Raw genomic sequence first — 15,871 nt, 5'->3', positions numbered from 1 at the left:
GGTCACCCGACGCGGGTGTCGGCGGTGATGAGGGTGCGTTCCATCGGGTCGAGGGCCACGCCCCGGACGCGGGTCTCGTCGTATCCCTGCACGAAGCGTTCGTGGACGAGGGGGACGAGGGCGTCGGTGCCGAGGATCGCGGCCTCGGCGGCCATCTCGGCCCGGTGGCGGGCGTCGGTGCCGGCGAGGGAGGCGGCCTTGTCGACGGCGGCGTCGACGGGCCGCGCGCAGAGCTGGGAGATGTTGAAGCTGCCGTCGCAGGTGAAGTCGGAGGCCAGGTAGGAGACCGGGTCGGCGGTGTCCAGGAGGGTGTTGCGGGCCTGGATGAACGCGTCGTACTTCCCGGCCAGCGCGTCGGCCTCCATCTGCGCGTAGTCGCGGACGACCTGCTTGACGGTGAAGCCGCGCTTCTCCAGTTGCTGCTGGACGACGGTGGCGGCCTCGGGCAGTTCGGGCCGGTTGGAGTAGGTGGCGAGCACGATCCGAGGCGTCTTCGCCACCTCGGCGGGGGCGGCGGCCTTCGTCCGTCCGGTGGGTGCGGTGCGCAGCTTCGAGGCCCACGGGACGCCGGGGCCGAGCAGTCCCCGGGCGGTGTCGGCGCGGCCCTCGTAGACGCCGTCGGCCAGGGCCGCGGAGTCGACGGCCTCGCGGGCGGCGGCGCGCATCGCCGGGTCGGCGAAGACGCCGCGCCCGGTGTTGAGGGAGAGGCCGTTGGTGCGGGCGGAGGGGAACGCGTGGACCAGGCCGTCTCCGAGCAGCGACGCCTGGGAGACGGGGACGTATTCGGCGACGTCGACGTCCTTCGTCCGCAGCGCGTTGGCGCGGGCGGTGCCGTCGGCGACGAACCTGACGTCGATGCCGGGGGCCTTCGCCTTGGCGCCCCAGTAGGCGTCGTGGCGCTCCAGGGTGGCGCTGACCGCGCCGTTGACCTTCGCGAGGGTGAAGGGGCCGGTGGCGTGGCCGGCGGGGTCCACCGTGCCGTCGTCCCCGTACGCGGCGGCGGACAGGATGCTCAGGGAGGGGTTGGCGAGCCGCTGGGGCAGCAGCGGGTCGGGGTCCTTCGTCGTGATCCGTACGGTGTCCGCGCCCTCGGCCGTCGCGGTGAGGGTGGTGTCGGAGAGCACCCGGGGCTTCGGGGACGCCTTCTGGGCCGCGGTCAGGGAGCGGGCCGCGGCGGCGGCGTCGAGCTTCGTCCCGTCGTGGAAGACCGCGCCCTCGCGGACCGTGAACACCCAGGCGCGGTCGCCGTCGCGCTTCCAGGAGGCGGCGAGCGCGGGCCTGGCCTCGCCGTTCCGGTCGAGCCGGGTGAGCCCTTCGACGACGGCGAGGCGGCTCAGGGTGACGGCGTCGTCGCCGTAGGGGGACATGGCCTGGGCGGGCGGGAAGGCCAGGGCCACCTTCAGCCGCCGGTCTCCGCCCGCACCCCCGGAGCCGGAGTCCCCGGAGGAGGTGCAGGCGGTGGAGACGAGGAGCGCGGCGGCGGCGAGGGGGAGCGCGGCGCGGCGGAGGCGGCGGGTCTGGGACATGGGAGCGACCTTATATGAAAACGATTGTCATCTAACGGGCGGGGGTGTCCTCCGCGCCGAGGAGCGGCATCGGCAGCTCGAAGTGGATGATCCCCTGCCCGCCGCCGGGCAGGGTCCGCTCGTCGCACACCTCATGGGCCAGCGAACGCCAGAAGGGCTCGGCGCCCGGGACGGCGGGGTCGGTGTGCAGGTACAGCGCCTCGTAGCCCCCGGCCCGTACGGCGAACTCCCCCAGCGCGCGCACCATGCGCCGGGCCAGCCCGTGCCGGCGGTGCTCGGGGCGCACGTAGATCCGGCAGAGCTGCGCGGTGGCGCCGGAGGGGAAGCGGTCGGCGATCCGGCGCGGATTGGGCGGCGCCTGCGGTCCCCGGTCGCGCACGGCCCCGGTGGCGACGATCTCGCCCCGGTGCTCGACGACGAGAAGGGTGCAGCGCTCCGGGCGCAGGTAGGCGGCCTCGGGGTCGATGACGTCGGCGTGCCAGTGGGGCACGTAACCGGACTTCAGGTCGCGGTAGACGGTGTCGAGCATCACGGCCCGCGCCCCGCCGAGGTCGTCGGCGGTGGCGGTGCGCAGGACGTACTCGGGCGCTCCGGGGGCGGCGGCGGTCCCGGAGCTGCCGGGGCCGGTTCCGGCGTGGCTCCGGCGGTCCGCCGCCTCCGTCATCACCGTGGTCGCACTGGTCACCGGTACCACTCCCGCCTCACGCCGCACATCACTTGCACCTTCAGCGTACGTGCAAGTGATGTGCAGGAGCAGGGGGTGGTGGCGGGGTGGGCCGGGGTGATGCCCGCCGGAGCCGGTCCCGGCGGACGGCCGGGGCCGGGACCCGGGCCGGGGCCGGGATCGGGGCCGGGTCAGCCCGCGCGGTAGACCAGGGCGGTCGCGATACCGGCGATGCCCTCGCCGCGGCCGGTGAAGCCGAGGCCGTCGGAGGTCGCCGCGGAGAGCGAGACCGGGGCGCCCACGGCGGCCGAGAGCACCTTCTGGGCCTCGTCGCGCCGCTTGCCGATCTTCGGGCGGAGGCCGACGACCTGGACGGCGACGTTCCCGATCTCGAAGCCCTCGGCGCGCACGATCCGGGCCGCCTCGGTGAGCAGGGTCACGCCCGCGGCCCCGGACCACTCGGGACGGCCGGTGCCGAAGTGCTGCCCGAGGTCGCCGAGGCCGGCGGCGGAGAAGAGCGCGTTGCAGGCGGCGTGCGCGACGACGTCGGCGTCCGAGTGGCCGGCCAGGCCGGGGCCCTCGCCCTCCCACCGGAGGCCCGCGCACCACAGCTCGCGGCCCTCCTCGAAGGCGTGGATGTCGGTGCCGATGCCGACGAGCGGGATGACGGGCGCGGGGGTCCCCGCGCCGGGGGTCTCAGAAACCATCGTGGGCCCTCCTGCGGGCGAGTACCGCCTCGGCCAGCACCAGATCGAGCGGCCGGGTCACCTTGAACGCCTCCTCGTGGCCGGGGACGACGACCACCGGGGCGCCGAGCCGCTCCACCATGCCCGCGTCGTCCGTGGCGCCCTCGCCGTCGAGCGCGACCTCGGCGTGCGCCCGCTCCAGCGTGGCCCGCTCGAACCCCTGCGGCGTCTGCACCGCGCGCAGCCTGGCCCGTACGGGGGTGGCGAGCACCGGCTCCGGCTCCCCGGGCGTCCCGGCGGGCTCCACCTCCTTGACGGTGTCCGCGAGGGGCAGCGCGGGTACGACGGCGGGCGCCCCGTCCCGTACGGCGGCGGCCACGGCGTCGACCGTGTCGACCGGCACCAGCGGGCGGGCGGCGTCGTGGACCAGGACGACGGAGACGTCGTCGGGCAGCGCCTCGACGCCCAGGCGCACGGACTCCTGACGGGTCCGGCCTCCCGGCACCACCAGGTAGTCGGTGCGTTCGGGCAGCGCGTGGGCGTCGAGGAGGTGCTTCACCTCGGCCGCACCGTCCGGCGGGGCGACGACCACGACGAGGGAGACGGCGCGGGAGGCTGCCATGGCGCGCACGGCGTGGATCAGCATGGGCGTGCCGCCCAGGACGCGCAGGGCCTTGGGCGCGCCCGGCCCCAGCCGTACGCCCCGTCCGGCCGCGGGGATCACCGCGGCGGTACGGGGAGGGCGCGGCCGGTCGGTCGGGGGTGGCGTCGATGACATCGGGTGCACTCCGAGGGGTCCGAGAGGTCGGGAAAGGTGCGGGGGGTCCGGCAGGTTTGTTGCCACGACCGACATGGGTAGGGGCCCCATCGAGCCGGGCGTGACGCCCCGCCTCGCACCGGGCCCCTTCCGTGACACCCGGTCGGGGACGGGTCGTGCGCAAGGCTCGCAGAACACCGGGGGCCGCCCCGCACCGGCGGCCGCCGCTTCACGCGGACCGCACCGCGGGCACGGGGGCCACCGGCAGCCGCGCTCGGGACGCCGCGCACCCGTGCGTCCGAGGCCGTGCGCGCCCCCGGGTCCGAGGCGGGGCGACGGCTCCGGCGCGTCCGAGGGTCCGTGGCACACCTCGTCCCTCCGGGTGGCCGTGCAGCGCGTCGGCGGGGTGCCGTCCGTGGTGCAGCGGGGTACGAACATGCCGCAGCGCCCGACGACACAGTGGGAAAAAGACTGGTCAGCGGGCACCGCGGCACATTCATATGACCGGTGTGAGCCGGTTTCAGGACGCGAGGACCTCGTCGAGCAGAGCCTCGGCCTTGTCTTCGTTCGTGTTCTCCGCGAGAGCCAGCTCGCTCACCAGGATCTGGCGGGCCTTGGCGAGCATGCGCTTCTCTCCGGCGGAGAGACCGCGCTCGCGCTCCCGACGCCACAGGTCGCGCACGACTTCCGCGACCTTGATGACATCGCCGGAGGCGAGCTTCTCGAGATTCGCCTTGTAACGCCGGGACCAGTTCGTCGGCTCTTCGGCATACGGTGCGCGCAGCACCTCGAAGACCCGGTCCAGCCCGTCCTGCCCGACCACGTCGCGCACGCCCACGAACTCCGCATTGTCCGCCGGCACACGAACCGTCAAGTCGCCCTGGGCGACCTTGAGCACCAAGTAGGTCTTGTCCACGCCTTTGATCTGGCGAGTTTCGATAGCCTCGATCAGCGCGGCCCCGTGATGGGGATAGACCACGGTGTCGCCAACCTTGAACGTCATGTGACAGGTACCCCTTCCGTGGCTATCCAGAGTAACACGAGAATCGCATCTCCTGAATGGCGTTTTCGCAGGTCAGGGCATATCTCGGGGCTTGACAACAGCGACACGGACGTGCTGCGGAAGGCTTCCGGAGGGCGGTATTCGCAGGTCGGAGCCGGTGTGCGACCGAGGCGAAACGTCCATCTCGCACAGCCCGGAAGCCCCACAGAAGAGGGCGAAAGTCCCGTTTTGCCGGTTTCGCGACTGTGATCTTTCCCTGCTCCGTTCGAGGATCGATCACTCGTACGGACGAAACTGTCCGGCCGCAATGAAATTGATCAAGCCACATGCGACCCGGTTCCTTTCCGCCGCGAAGCCGGAAAGGCGAAGAAGCCGGGACGCGGGCAGAAGGCGCGGGCGGAAGAATTGATCACGCTGAATAGATGAACGGCGCATGTCGCCCCCGCCGGTGGAACGCCGCGCACCCCCCGCCGGCCGGACGTCTCGTACCCGGCCGCCGGAGCGCCCGGCCCCGGCGCGGGGCCGCCCGGCACGCCTCCGGCGGCCCCCGCGGGGGGCGTGCCGGGCCCCGCCGGGGAAGAGGCGGGGCGCGTAGGGGCGGGTCGGGTGCGGGCCGGGCGGGGCGGCTCGGTAGCCTAAGGCCGCTGACACACCCTTAGGGCGGCTTTACACCACGCCCGGGGCCCGACGTCCGAAGCCCGCAGTCCGATCGTTCAAGGAGTTGCCGCCGCCGTGAGCCGCAGCCTTCGACACGGCGCTCTCGCCGCCACCGCCACCGCGTTCTCGTTCGTCTCGCTGTCCGCCTGCGCGGCGGGCAACAACGCCGAGACGCTCAAGATCAGGCCGGACAACGCGGCCACATCGGTGGGCAGCATCAAGGTCCAGAACGTCAACGTCATCACGCAGCCCCAGGGCGGCGAGGACGGCCCGGCCGCCGTCGTCGCGACCCTGTTCAACGAGGGCTCCGAGCGCGAGGTGCTGGAGGCCGTCACGCTGCCCGGCAGCAACGCCGAGGTGAAGCTCCAGGCCGCCGGGGGCAAGGGCCCGATCGTGGTCCCGGCCGGCGGTCAGGTCATCATCGGCGGCAAGGGCAACGCCGCCGCCGTGATCGAGAACGGCGGCGAGGCCGCTCGCGACGGCGACGTCCAGCAGGTCGTCTTCAAGCTGAGCCGGACCGGGGACGTCGCCCTCGGGGCCAGCGTCTTCCCCGCCGAGGGCTTCTTCAAGGACTTCGGTCCCAGCCCGAAGGCGGAGGCGCCCGCCCGGCAGCCGAGCCCGAAGCCGTCGTCCTCCGCCTCCGGCGAGGCCGCCGGCGAGGCGGAGACCCCCGCTCCGGGCGCCGAGGGCGCCCAGGGCGAGGCGGGGGCCCAGGGCGACGCCGCCGCGCAGGGCACGGGCGACGCGGCGGTGCCCGCGGCCCACTGACGCGGCGGCTCCGGCCCCGTGACCGCGCGGACGGTTTTCCGGCGCATGCCGAAGGGCGCTTCCCGGCCGGGAAGCGCCCTTCGGCATGCGCCCGCCGTGCGGTTCGGTCTACGGCTCGAACTTGTACCCCAGGCCGCGCACGGTGACGAGGTAGCGCGGGGCGCCCGGGTCGGGTTCGATCTTGGCGCGCAGACGCTTCACGTGGACGTCGAGGGTCTTGGTGTCGCCGACGTAGTCCGCGCCCCAGACCCGGTCGATGAGCTGCATCCGGGTCAGCACGCGGCCCGCGTTGCGCAGGAGCATCTCCAGCAGGTCGAACTCCTTGAGCGGGAGGTCGACCTTGCCGCCCGAGACGGTGACCACGTGCCGGTCGACGTCCATCCGGACCGGGCCCGCCTCCAGGGCGGCCGGGGTGACCTCCTCCGGCTCGCCGCGGCGGCGCAGGACGGCCCGGATGCGGGCGACGAGCTCACGGGAGGAGAAGGGCTTGGTGACGTAGTCGTCGGCTCCTATCTCCAACCCGACGACCTTGTCGATCTCGCTGTCCTTGGCGGTCACCATGATCACCGGGACGTTGGAGCGGCTGCGGAGCTGGCGGCACACCTCGGTGCCGGGCAGGCCGGGCAGCATCAGGTCGAGGAGGACCAGGTCGGCGCCGTTGCGCTCGAACTCGTCGAGGCCGTCGGGGCCGGTCGCCGCGATGGCGACCTCGAACCCTTCCTTGCGCAGCATGTAGGACAGGGCGTCGCTGAAGGATTCCTCATCCTCGACGACAAGCACTCGGGTCACGGAAGAGCCTCCGGGGCGGGGATCGGGTCAAAGGTGTCGGTCTCGTACGGCCCCTCGTCGTCGCCGTTGACGACCAGCGGTCCGCCGGTGGTGCGCTCCCTCGTGGCGCCCGTTTCGGGGAGCCTGAGGGTGAAGGTGGAGCCCTGGCCCTCGGAGCTCCAGACGGTGACCTCCCCGCCGTGCGAGGCGGCCACGTGCTTGACGATGGCGAGGCCGAGACCGGTGCCACCGGTGGCCCGTGAGCGGGCGGGATCGACGCGGTAGAACCGTTCGAAGACCCGTTCGCGGTCCTTCTCGGAGATGCCGATGCCCTGGTCGGTCACGGCGATCTCGATGAGGTCCCCGCCCGGGGAGGCGAGGCGGCGTGCGGCGATGCCGACGCGGGTGTGGGCGGGACTGTAGTTGACGGCGTTCTCGACGAGGTTGCCGAGGGCGCCGACGAGCTGGCCGCGGTTGCCCCAGACCGTGAGGCCCTCGACCCCCGCGGAGGCCATGGTGATCTGCTTGGAGCCGGCCTGCTGGCGGCAGCGGTCGATCGCCTCGGCGACCAGCGTCTCCACCTTGACCGGCTCGGCGTCCTCCAGCGGGTCGTCGTTCTGCACCCGGGAGAGGTCGATGAGCTCCTGTACGAGGTTGGTCAGCCGGGTCGCCTCGATCTGCATCCGTCCGGCGAACCGCTCCACCGCCTCCGGGTCGTCGGAGGCGTCCATGACCGCCTCGGACAGCAGCGAGAGCGCCCCGGTCGGGGTCTTCAGCTCATGGCTGACGTTGGCGACGAAGTCGCGCCGTACCGCTTCTATCCGGCGGGCCTCGGTGAGGTCCTCCACCAGCAGCAGCACCAGGCGCGAGCCCAGCGGGGCCACCCGGGCCGATACGGCGAGGGTGTCCCCCCGGCCCGTGCCGCGCCGGGGCAGGTCCAGCTCCACCTGCCGTATCTCGCCGTCCCGCCGGGTGTCCCTGGCCATGTTGAGCATGGGCTCCACGGCCAGCCGGCCGCCCCTGACCAGGCCCAGGGCGTACGCCGCCGAGCTGGCCTTCACCACGCCGTCGCTCTCGTCGAGGACGACGGCGGAGGAGCTGAGGACGGAGAGGACGGTGTCCACTCCGGGGGGAAGGGCCGCGTTGCCGTCCGGCCGCAGCGACGTGCGCGTGGGCCGTTTCAGGTCGCGCTCGCTCCAGCGGAACGCCAGCATGGCGATCACACCGGTGCACAGCCCGGCGATCGCTGCTGCTGCGGCGACCGCCGCGTTCACGTCCATGCTTCAAGGTTATGCGGGTGCGACGAGTCCCTCCCAGCCGTCCGAGTGCCATCTCGAACACTCGTCGCCCAGAGTTCACCGAGGGGTGGGGGCCGGTTCACTTAGGGGGCCGGATCCGGACGCGTTGCGCCCCCACCGTGGCACCGTGGGGGTCGGTCCGAGACCCCGGCCTCAGTTGGAACTGGAGAGGGACTTCCCATGCGCGACGCTTACCACGAGGAACTCGATTCGATCGGAGAGGGCCTGGTCGAGATGGCACGGCTGGTCGGCTCGGCGATCGGGCGGGCCACCACGTCCATGCTCGACGCCGACCTGACCCTGGCGGAGAACGTGATCGCCGGGGACCAGAAGGTGGACGACCTCCAGCACGACCTGGAGGCCCGCGCCATCGCGCTCCTGGCCCGGCAGCAGCCGGTGGCGACCGACCTGCGCATCGTGGTGACCTCGCTGCGGATGAGCGCCGACCTGGAGCGCTCGGGCGACCTGGCCCAGCACGTGGCGAAGCTGGCCCGCCTGCGTTTCCCGCAGTCGGCGGTCCCGCGCGACCTGCACGCCACCATCCTGGAGATGGGCCAGCTCGCCCAGCGCCTGATGGCGAAGGCGGCCGAGGTCATCATCACCAAGGACGTCGACCTGGCCCTCCAGCTGGAGCAGGACGACGACGAGATGGACCAGCTGCACCGCACGCTGTTCCAGCACCTGATGGACGACCGCTGGAAGCACGGCATCGAGACGGCGGTCGACGTGACGCTGCTGGGCCGCTACTACGAGCGCTTCGCGGACCACGCGGTGTCGGTGGCCAAGCGGGTCGTGTACCTGGTGACGGGCGAGCACGCGGACGAGCTCCAGGCGGCGGCGCCGGTCGAGGGCGCGTAAGGCGGGACGGGGCACGGGGCGGGCCCCTCCTCGCCCCTCCTCGGTCCCGGGGCGTCGCCGGCGTACCCGATTCGCACTCGTGTTCCTGCGCGTGTGCGCCGTTGATGCGCCCGCCGGGATGGGCATGCAATGGGGCGGGGGCGGCGCTCCATGCCGACGGCCGCCCCAGCCGTACGCCCCCGAGGAGGGACCATGGCCGATTCCCCCATGACCGACACCCAGCAGGAGACCCCGACCGAAGTGGTGCGCCCGACCGTGCTCGGCGCCTGCGGCTGCGGGTCGGGCTGCGGGTGCGGCTGCCAGTCCGGCGCCCCGTGCCAGTGCGGCGGCTGCTGCGGCTGACCCGCACCGCGCAGCCGTAGGCGCACCACGCGGCGGTACCGCTGACGCGACGCACGGCGCCCGCCCGGATCTCTCCGGGCGGGCGCCGTCGGCGTACGGGGCCGGGAGGCGGCGAGGCCGAGCGGCGGGCCGGGGTCAGCGGGCCCGTTCCGCCTCGGCCGCCGTGGACGCGGGCTCGGCCTCCACCGCCGCCGCGGGTCCGGGCGCGGCTGCGGCTTCCATCGCCGCCGCGGGGGCGGCCTCCGGCTCGGCCTGGTCGGGCCGCGCCCCGGCGGGGACGGGCGCGGGTTCGGGCAGCACGTCCGCCACGGCCGGCGCCTCGCGCGGCAGGTCGCGCATCAGCAGCCAGTAGCCGAGGCCGGCGACAGTGCCGATCACGGCGCAGGCGGCCCAGAGCCAGGCGGCCCCGTAGTGGTCGATGACGAAGCCGGACATCAGCGGCGCGACGAGCGCGGCCACCGACCAGGACATCGTGTACATGCCCTGGTAGCGCCCCCGGCCCCGGGCGGGCGACAGCTGCACGACCAGCCCGGTCTGGGTGGGCGCGTTCACGATCTCGGCCAGGGTCCAGACGCACACGGTGAGGGCGTACACGGCGACGGACCCGGCGAAGGCGGTCAGCCCGAAGCCGTACCCGGCGAGCAGCGAGGAGGCGATCAGCAGCAGACGCGGGTCGCGGTCCTGGATGAACCGGGTGACGGGGATCTGGAGGACCACGATCAGCACGCCGTTGACGGCGATGGCGGTACCGAAGTCGGAGCTGGAGAGCCCGTCCGCGCCCATCGCCACCGGCAGCGCCACGTACCCCTGCATGAAGATCAGCGACACCAGGAACGAGAGCCCCACGACGCCCATGAAGCGCCCGTCGCGCAGGACGGTCGTCAGCCGCACCTCGTCCTGGGGCCGCTTGCCGCCGACGGACTTCACCACCGTCTCCTCGGGCCGCGACTCCGGCACCTTCACGAAGACGAGGACGGCGCAGACGAGGGTCATCAGGGCCTCGCCCAGGAAGCCGGCGAGGTAGCTGTACTCGGCGATGAACCCGGCCCCGGCGGAGGAGATCGCGAAGCCGAGGTTGATGGCCCAGTAGTTGAGCGAGAAGGCCCGCACCCGGTCCTCGGGGGGAACGATGTCCGCCATCATCGCCTGGACGGCGGGCCGCGAGGCGTTGCTCGCCATCCCGACGAAGAACGCCACGGCGGCGATGGCGAACGGGTGCTGCATGAACCCGAGCACCGCCACCGACACGGCGGTCGACGTCTGCGCGATCAGCATGGTGGGCCGCCGCCCGAGCCGGTCGGTCATGACGCCCGCGCCGAGCGAGGAGATGACCCCGCCGAGCCCGTGGAGCGCGGCGACGAGCCCGGCGTACGACGCGGAGTAGCCCCGGTCCAGGGTCAGGTAGAGGGCCATGAAGGTCGCGACGAACGCCCCGAGGCGGTTGACCAGGGTGCTGGTCCACAGCCACCAGAACTCGCGCGGCATCCCGCTGACGGTCTCGCGGGCGGCTGCTCTCAGGCCGGCGACGGACATAAGGATTCCCCCCACGGGACGGACGTACGGACACGGGACCGCCGATGCGGAACCGCGCATGCGGGACCGCGCCTGCGATCCGGGCTCCGGGTAACACCCCCGACGCAGTACGAGACCTTACGAAGCCCAGGTCCCCGGCCGCCAGTGGATTGACGCCCACCGTCAATCGTCCGCGCGCCGGACGCCTGCGCAGCGGCGTTGTCCGCGTTACGGGCGGGCGCGCGGACGCCGCGGGGGTTCGATTACGCTCGGACTCATGGCCGACGCACCGTACAAGCTGATCCTCCTCCGCCACGGCGAGAGCGAATGGAACGCGAAGAACCTGTTCACCGGTTGGGTGGACGTCAACCTCACCGAGAAGGGCGAGAAGGAAGCGGTCCGGGGCGGTGAGCTGCTCAAGGACGCCGGTCTGCTCCCCGATGTCCTGCACACCTCCCTCCAGCGCCGCGCGATCCGCACCGCGCAGCTGGCCCTGGAGTCCGCCGACCGCCTCTGGATCCCGGTCCGCCGCTCCTGGCGCCTGAACGAGCGCCACTACGGCGCGCTCCAGGGCAAGGACAAGGCGCAGACGCTCGCCGAGTTCGGCGAGGAGCAGTTCATGCTCTGGCGCCGCTCGTACGACACCCCGCCGCCGCCGCTGGCCCGCGACGCCGAGTACAGCCAGTTCGACGACCCCCGCTACGCGACCCTCCCGCCGGAGCTGCGCCCGGACACGGAGTGCCTGAAGGACGTCGTCGTCCGCATGCTCCCGTACTGGTTCGACAGCATCGTCCCGGACCTCCTCACCGGCCGCACGGTCCTGGTCGCCGCCCACGGCAACAGCCTCCGCGCCCTGGTGAAGCACCTGGACGGCATCTCGGACGAGGACATCGCGGGCCTCAACATCCCGACCGGCATCCCGCTCTCCTACGAGCTGGACGCCGACTTCACGCCGCTGAAGCCGGGCGGCACGTACCTCGACCCGGAGGCGGCGAAGGCCGCCATCGAGGCCGTGAAGAACCAGGGCAAGAAGAAGTAGGCAGCTCCGAAGAAGCCCTCCACCTGCGGTTTTTCCGCGTGGTGGGGGGCTTCTGGGTGTGCTGGGTCCTCTCAGGGATGTCGTCAGGTGCGACGCCGGAACCGCATCCGGATGTCGAGCAGGATCAGGAGCGCGGCCGGGACGGCGATCTCGGGGGGCACGTCCGCCCACAGCGCGAGGGCCCCGCCGCCCGTACCGATCAGAACGATCGGAAGTTCACGAGGGTGGACGTCGACGCTCATGCCTGCACGGGGGCCCATGAAGTTCTCCTGCTGCGCTTCGGTTACATCGGATTCAGGTCATGGCTGAAAGACGGTACGGGGCGAATTCCACCTCGACCGGACAGCATTCTCACGCTGTCGAGACTTTGACATATCCGCCGCCCCTGAGCCAAATCCGCAGCGTGACCCAGAGGAACACGGCGGGACCGACGCGGATTCCCCGGCGAATAGAGAAAAGTAGATGGGTCCAGCAGGATTTAGCGGCCGCCCTTCCCTTCGGATGAATTTCCCATGCGGGGGCGTGGGCGGCACGGCGACCTCGCACCGGCCGGCCTGACCGGATCAGGCCAGGTCAGGCCAGGACCAGATCAGGGCTGATTCAGAGCCAGACCAGGACCGGAGCAGGGCCGGTTCACCGGCCCCTGTCGCCGGGGCGGCCCCAGCGATGCGGGTGCGCTTGCGCCGATACCGCCTCGACGCCCCGCCCTCTCCTGCGCGCGATGCGGGTTCGCAGTACCGGGATTCAATATCGTGGCGCAATACTGTGATGCAATAGCGCGCCGCAATACCGGGATGTAATACCGCGTTGCAATACCGGGATGCAATACCGAGACGCAGCACCGTGATGCAATACCGAGCTGCAATACCTCGCTGCAACCTCGCGCTGCAGCACGAGGTCGTACGAGGCGCTGGGCAACAAGGAAGGCGGCCGCCCTCCGCGGACGCACCGCCCCTCATGCGTCCTGTCCCACGACCGGGCTCCTCCGTTCGATCAGGACGACGTCCCGCCAGGTCCCGCGATGCCGGCCGATACGTTCGCGGAGGCCGATCTGCCGGAAGCCGAGGCCGCGATGCAGGGCGAGGCTGGCGGTGTTCTCGGGGAAGACGCCGGACTGGATCGTCCAGATGCCCGCCGCCTCGGTCGAGTCGATGAGGGCTTCCAGGAGGGACCGTGCGATGCCCCGGCCGCGGGCGTCGGGGTGCACGTACACGGAGTGCTCGACCACGCCGGCGTACGCGCACCGGTCGGAGACCGCGGACGCGGCGGTCCAGCCGAGCACGGTGCCGGTGCGGTCGAGGGCCACGTACCGGTGTCCGGGCAGCCGGGCGGCGTCGAAGACCGGCCAGGCGGGGGCGGCGGTCTCGAAGGTGGCGTTCCCCTCGTCGATGCCGAGGCCGTAGACCGTGAGGACTCCCTCGGCGTGCACGGCGCGCATCGGCTCGACGCGCGCCGCCGGGGTGCCGGTCATGCGTCGCGCTGCGGTGCGATGGCGTCCGGCTGCGGGGCGATGGCGTCGATCAGGGCGCGGACGCGTCGTTCGATCTCGTCCCGGATGGGGCGCACGGCGGCCACGCCCCGGCCGGCCGGGTCCGGAAGCCGCCAGTCCAGGTAGCACTTGCCGGGGAAGACGGGGCACGCGTCCCCGCAGCCCATGGTGATGACGACGTCGGAGGCCCGGACGGCGTCCGCCGTGAGGACCTTGGGCGCCTCGGCGGAGATGTCGATGCCGACCTCGGCGAGCGCCTCGACGACGGCCGGGTTGACCGTGTCCGCCGGTGCGGACCCGGCGGACCGGACGTGGACGCGGTCACCGGCGAGGTGGGTGAGGAGGGCGGCGGCCATCTGCGAACGCCCGGCGTTGTGGACGCAGACGAACAGCACCGACGGGCGCTGCGGAGTGTCAGGCACGGGTGGGCTCCTCCCGGGGTGCGGAGTTCGCGGGGGCGGCGGGCGTGAAGTAGCGGCGTGCGTACAGGGCCACGTGGACCAGGCCGATCAACACGGGCACTTCGATGAGCGGACCGACGACACCGGCCAGCGCCTGGCCCGAGGTGGCGCCGAAGGCGGCGATCGCGACCGCGATGGCCAGCTCGAAGTTGTTGCCCGCGGCCGTGAAGGCGAGCGTGGTGGTACGGGGGTGATCGAGGCCGACGACCTTGCCCAGGAACATCGATCCGGCCCACATCAGCACGAAGTAGACCAGCAGCGGCAGCGCGATGCGGGCCACGTCGAACGGCTGCGAGGTGATCGCGCCGCCCTGGAGCGCGAAGAGCACGACGATCGTGAACAGCAGGCCGTACAGGGCGAACGGGCCGATGCGCGGGATCAGGCGCGTCTCGTACCAGGTGCGCCCCTTGGCCCTCTCCCCGATGCGGCGGGTCAGGTAGCCGGCCGCGAGCGGGATGCCGAGGAAGACGAGGACGCTGCGGGCGATCTCCCCCACGGAGACGTCGAGACCCGTCTGCTCCAGGCCGAGCCAACCGGGGAGCACCTGGAGGTAGAACCAGCCGAGCGCGGAGAACGCGATGACCTGGAACACCGAGTTGAGCGCGACCAGGACGGCCGCGGCCTCGCGGTGACCGCATGCCAGGTCGTTCCAGATGATGACCATGGCGATACAGCGGGCCAGGCCGACGATGATCAGACCGGTGCGGTACTCGGGAAGGTCGGGCAGGAGCAGCCAGGCCAGCGCGAACATGAGGGCCGGCCCGAGCACCCAGTTCAGCAGCAGCGACGGCAGCAGCAGGCGCCGGTCCCGGGTCACCGTGTCGAGCCGGTCGTAGCGGACCTTGGCCAGGACCGGGTACATCATCACGAGCAGGCCGAGCGCGATCGGCAGGGACACCCCGCTCACGGTCACCGTGGCCAGCGCGTCCCCGAGCCCCGGCGCCAGGCGGCCAAGACCGAGGCCGGCGGCCATCGCGGCGAGAATCCACACGGCCAGGTAGCGGTCCAGGAACGACAGCTTTCCGGCTACGCCCCGTTCCGGCGCGCCGGCGCTCACGAGGCGTCGCCCGTCGCCGGGGAACCGGCCGTCGCGGTGCCGCCGGGGCGGGTCAGGATGCCCGCCAGGCGGTCGGTCGTCTCCGGCAGCAGCCAGTAGTAGACCCAGGTGCCGCGCCGCTCGCAGTCGATCAGTCCGGCCTGCCGCAGCAGCTTGAGGTGGTGCGAGATCGTCGGCTGCGACAGATCGAACGCCGGGGTGAGATCGCAGACGCAGACCTCCCCGCCCGCCCGCGACGCGATCATGGACAGCAGCCGCAGGCGCACCGGATCGCCGAGCGCCTTGAACACTTTCGCCAGTTCGTCGGCCTGTTCCTCGTCCAGGGGGGCGCTCAGCAGACCCGGGCAGCACGCATCGGCCGCCCCCGGCCGCCCCACCGCCACAACTTCTTGTTTCGACATTCCTCTATGTTGACAGCCTTCGAAACAGCGCGCAATCTTGTATCGAAGAACATCGATTCAAGTGGAATCCAGGTGAAGGGGAGAACCGCCATGTCCCGTGCTCAGCTCGCCCTGCGCGTCAGCGACCTCGAAGCATCCGTCGCCTTCTACACGAAGCTGTTCGGCGCCGAACCGGCCAAGCGCCGTGAGGGGTACGCCAATTTCGCCCTCACCGAGCCCCCGCTCAAACTCGTCCTCATCGAGGGCGGCCCGGGAGAGGAGACACGCCTCGACCACCTCGGCGTCGAGGTCGAGTCCACCGATCAGGTCACGGCGGCCGCCGGCCGCCTCAAGGACGCCGGGCTGGCCACGTTCGAGGAGAACGACACGTCCTGCTGCTACGCCCTCCAGGACAAGGTCTGGGTCCACGGGCCCGGCCGGGAGCCCTGGGAGGTCTACGTGGTCAAGGCCGACGCGGACACCCTCGGCAAGAGCGCCCGCACCGAGGGCCGCGCCGAGGGCGGCTGCTGCGCCGCCCATCAGCTCGTAAACCGCTGAACCGGCTTGCTCCGGCGCCCCGGGGGCCAGGGCCGCGCCTTGGGACAG

The 15,871-nt window shown here is 72.2% G+C and carries 18 protein-coding genes; 5 read left to right on the top strand and 13 right to left on the bottom strand.

The features are described from left to right. Positions 1 to 2: 2 nt before the first annotated feature. From AMK24_RS24905 to AMK24_RS24885, 5 genes are all read right to left on the bottom strand, one after another. Positions 3 to 1,526 (bottom strand): ABC transporter substrate-binding protein, encoded by a 1,524-nt coding sequence (locus AMK24_RS24905; RefSeq protein WP_073771100.1) that lies wholly within the window; start codon positions 1,524 to 1,526, stop codon positions 3 to 5. A 31-nt stretch (positions 1,527 to 1,557) separates the two neighbouring features. Then, positions 1,558 to 2,220, bottom strand: a complete 663-nt coding sequence (locus tag AMK24_RS24900; protein ID WP_073771099.1) for a GNAT family N-acetyltransferase — start codon at positions 2,218 to 2,220, stop codon at positions 1,558 to 1,560. A gap of 161 nt (positions 2,221 to 2,381) precedes the next feature. Then, a complete protein-coding gene (gene ispF, locus AMK24_RS24895) occupies positions 2,382 to 2,897 on the bottom strand; it encodes a 2-C-methyl-D-erythritol 2,4-cyclodiphosphate synthase (RefSeq protein WP_073771098.1) in 516 nt (171 codons plus the stop codon). Beyond that, positions 2,887 to 3,654: a 2-C-methyl-D-erythritol 4-phosphate cytidylyltransferase gene (gene ispD / locus AMK24_RS24890; protein WP_073771097.1), complete on the bottom strand. Its 768-nt coding sequence runs from the start codon at positions 3,652 to 3,654 to the stop codon at positions 2,887 to 2,889. Before ispD ends, ispF begins: the two co-directional genes overlap by 11 nt. A gap of 499 nt (positions 3,655 to 4,153) precedes the next feature. After that, complete coding sequence (locus tag AMK24_RS24885; RefSeq protein ID WP_003953493.1) at positions 4,154 to 4,636, bottom strand: CarD family transcriptional regulator; 483 nt, start codon at positions 4,634 to 4,636, stop codon at positions 4,154 to 4,156. A gap of 732 nt (positions 4,637 to 5,368) precedes the next feature. On the opposite strand from AMK24_RS24885, the gene AMK24_RS24875 reads away from it, so the two are divergent. Continuing rightward, positions 5,369 to 6,061 (top strand): DUF461 domain-containing protein, encoded by a 693-nt coding sequence (locus tag AMK24_RS24875; protein WP_073771095.1) that lies wholly within the window; start codon positions 5,369 to 5,371, stop codon positions 6,059 to 6,061. 108 nt (positions 6,062 to 6,169) lie between these two features. Here AMK24_RS24875 and AMK24_RS24870 read toward each other — a convergent pair whose 3' ends face one another. Beyond that, positions 6,170 to 6,850, bottom strand: a complete 681-nt coding sequence (locus AMK24_RS24870) for a response regulator transcription factor (RefSeq protein WP_003968183.1) — start codon at positions 6,848 to 6,850, stop codon at positions 6,170 to 6,172. Next, positions 6,847 to 8,109, bottom strand: coding sequence for a sensor histidine kinase (locus AMK24_RS24865; RefSeq protein ID WP_073771094.1), 1,263 nt, complete (start codon positions 8,107 to 8,109; stop codon positions 6,847 to 6,849). Before AMK24_RS24865 ends, AMK24_RS24870 begins: the two co-directional genes overlap by 4 nt. Positions 8,110 to 8,307: 198 nt before the next feature. On the opposite strand from AMK24_RS24865, the gene phoU reads away from it, so the two are divergent. Both phoU and AMK24_RS34320 read left to right on the top strand, forming a co-directional pair. Continuing rightward, positions 8,308 to 8,985: a phosphate signaling complex protein PhoU gene (gene phoU, locus AMK24_RS24860; RefSeq protein ID WP_073771093.1), complete on the top strand. Its 678-nt coding sequence runs from the start codon at positions 8,308 to 8,310 to the stop codon at positions 8,983 to 8,985. Between the two features lie 192 nt (positions 8,986 to 9,177). Continuing rightward, the gene (locus tag AMK24_RS34320; RefSeq protein ID WP_199876495.1) at positions 9,178 to 9,327 is read left to right on the top strand and encodes a hypothetical protein; all 150 of its coding nucleotides are present in this window, start codon (positions 9,178 to 9,180) and stop codon (positions 9,325 to 9,327) included. A gap of 135 nt (positions 9,328 to 9,462) precedes the next feature. Here AMK24_RS34320 and AMK24_RS24855 read toward each other — a convergent pair whose 3' ends face one another. Beyond that, a complete protein-coding gene (locus AMK24_RS24855; protein ID WP_079190630.1) occupies positions 9,463 to 10,860 on the bottom strand; it encodes an MDR family MFS transporter in 1,398 nt (465 codons plus the stop codon). Positions 10,861 to 11,116: 256 nt separating this feature from the next. Between AMK24_RS24855 and AMK24_RS24850 the strand changes: the two genes are divergently transcribed. Beyond that, positions 11,117 to 11,878: a phosphoglyceromutase gene (locus tag AMK24_RS24850; protein WP_073771092.1), complete on the top strand. Its 762-nt coding sequence runs from the start codon at positions 11,117 to 11,119 to the stop codon at positions 11,876 to 11,878. 83 nt (positions 11,879 to 11,961) lie between these two features. Here AMK24_RS24850 and AMK24_RS34315 read toward each other — a convergent pair whose 3' ends face one another. From AMK24_RS34315 to AMK24_RS24830, 5 genes are all read right to left on the bottom strand, one after another. After that, positions 11,962 to 12,138, bottom strand: coding sequence for a hypothetical protein (locus AMK24_RS34315; protein ID WP_199876494.1), 177 nt, complete (start codon positions 12,136 to 12,138; stop codon positions 11,962 to 11,964). A 695-nt stretch (positions 12,139 to 12,833) separates the two neighbouring features. Further along, positions 12,834 to 13,349: a GNAT family N-acetyltransferase gene (locus AMK24_RS24845; RefSeq protein ID WP_073771091.1), complete on the bottom strand. Its 516-nt coding sequence runs from the start codon at positions 13,347 to 13,349 to the stop codon at positions 12,834 to 12,836. Next, positions 13,346 to 13,789: an arsenate reductase ArsC gene (locus AMK24_RS24840; protein ID WP_073771090.1), complete on the bottom strand. Its 444-nt coding sequence runs from the start codon at positions 13,787 to 13,789 to the stop codon at positions 13,346 to 13,348. The genes AMK24_RS24845 and AMK24_RS24840 overlap by 4 nt, the downstream gene beginning before the upstream one ends. Then, the gene (gene arsB, locus AMK24_RS24835) at positions 13,782 to 14,885 is read right to left on the bottom strand and encodes an ACR3 family arsenite efflux transporter (protein WP_073771089.1); all 1,104 of its coding nucleotides are present in this window, start codon (positions 14,883 to 14,885) and stop codon (positions 13,782 to 13,784) included. The genes AMK24_RS24840 and arsB overlap by 8 nt, the downstream gene beginning before the upstream one ends. Then, a complete protein-coding gene (locus tag AMK24_RS24830) occupies positions 14,882 to 15,286 on the bottom strand; it encodes an ArsR/SmtB family transcription factor (RefSeq protein WP_073771088.1) in 405 nt (134 codons plus the stop codon). The genes arsB and AMK24_RS24830 overlap by 4 nt, the downstream gene beginning before the upstream one ends. 90 nt (positions 15,287 to 15,376) lie before the next feature. On the opposite strand from AMK24_RS24830, the gene AMK24_RS24825 reads away from it, so the two are divergent. Then, positions 15,377 to 15,823, top strand: coding sequence for an ArsI/CadI family heavy metal resistance metalloenzyme (locus AMK24_RS24825; RefSeq protein WP_073771087.1), 447 nt, complete (start codon positions 15,377 to 15,379; stop codon positions 15,821 to 15,823). The last annotated feature ends 48 nt before the right edge of the window (positions 15,824 to 15,871 follow it).

Source organism: Streptomyces sp. CB02366 (assembly GCF_001905905.1).
In the GTDB taxonomy this organism is placed as follows: domain Bacteria; phylum Actinomycetota; class Actinomycetes; order Streptomycetales; family Streptomycetaceae; genus Streptomyces.
This window is presented reverse-complemented; position numbering and strand designations above follow the sequence as displayed.

Bases quoted from the DNA above. Each gene is read 5' to 3' on its own strand.
- AMK24_RS34315 (WP_199876494.1), bottom strand. From the start codon at position 12,138: ATGGGCCCCCGTGCAGGCATGAGCGTCGACGTCCACCCTCGTGAACTT.
- AMK24_RS24850 (WP_073771092.1), top strand. From the start codon at position 11,117: ATGGCCGACGCACCGTACAAGCTGATCCTCCTCCGCCACGGCGAGAGC.
- ispF (WP_073771098.1), bottom strand. From the start codon at position 2,897: ATGGTTTCTGAGACCCCCGGCGCGGGGACCCCCGCGCCCGTCATCCCG.
- AMK24_RS24855 (WP_079190630.1), bottom strand. From the start codon at position 10,860: ATGTCCGTCGCCGGCCTGAGAGCAGCCGCCCGCGAGACCGTCAGCGGG.
- phoU (WP_073771093.1), top strand. From the start codon at position 8,308: ATGCGCGACGCTTACCACGAGGAACTCGATTCGATCGGAGAGGGCCTG.
- AMK24_RS24825 (WP_073771087.1), top strand. From the start codon at position 15,377: ATGTCCCGTGCTCAGCTCGCCCTGCGCGTCAGCGACCTCGAAGCATCC.
- ispD (WP_073771097.1), bottom strand. From the start codon at position 3,654: ATGTCATCGACGCCACCCCCGACCGACCGGCCGCGCCCTCCCCGTACC.
- AMK24_RS24905 (WP_073771100.1), bottom strand. From the start codon at position 1,526: ATGTCCCAGACCCGCCGCCTCCGCCGCGCCGCGCTCCCCCTCGCCGCC.
- AMK24_RS24830 (WP_073771088.1), bottom strand. From the start codon at position 15,286: ATGTCGAAACAAGAAGTTGTGGCGGTGGGGCGGCCGGGGGCGGCCGAT.
- AMK24_RS24865 (WP_073771094.1), bottom strand. From the start codon at position 8,109: ATGGACGTGAACGCGGCGGTCGCCGCAGCAGCAGCGATCGCCGGGCTG.
- AMK24_RS24885 (WP_003953493.1), bottom strand. From the start codon at position 4,636: ATGACGTTCAAGGTTGGCGACACCGTGGTCTATCCCCATCACGGGGCC.
- AMK24_RS24845 (WP_073771091.1), bottom strand. From the start codon at position 13,349: ATGACCGGCACCCCGGCGGCGCGCGTCGAGCCGATGCGCGCCGTGCAC.
- AMK24_RS34320 (WP_199876495.1), top strand. From the start codon at position 9,178: ATGGCCGATTCCCCCATGACCGACACCCAGCAGGAGACCCCGACCGAA.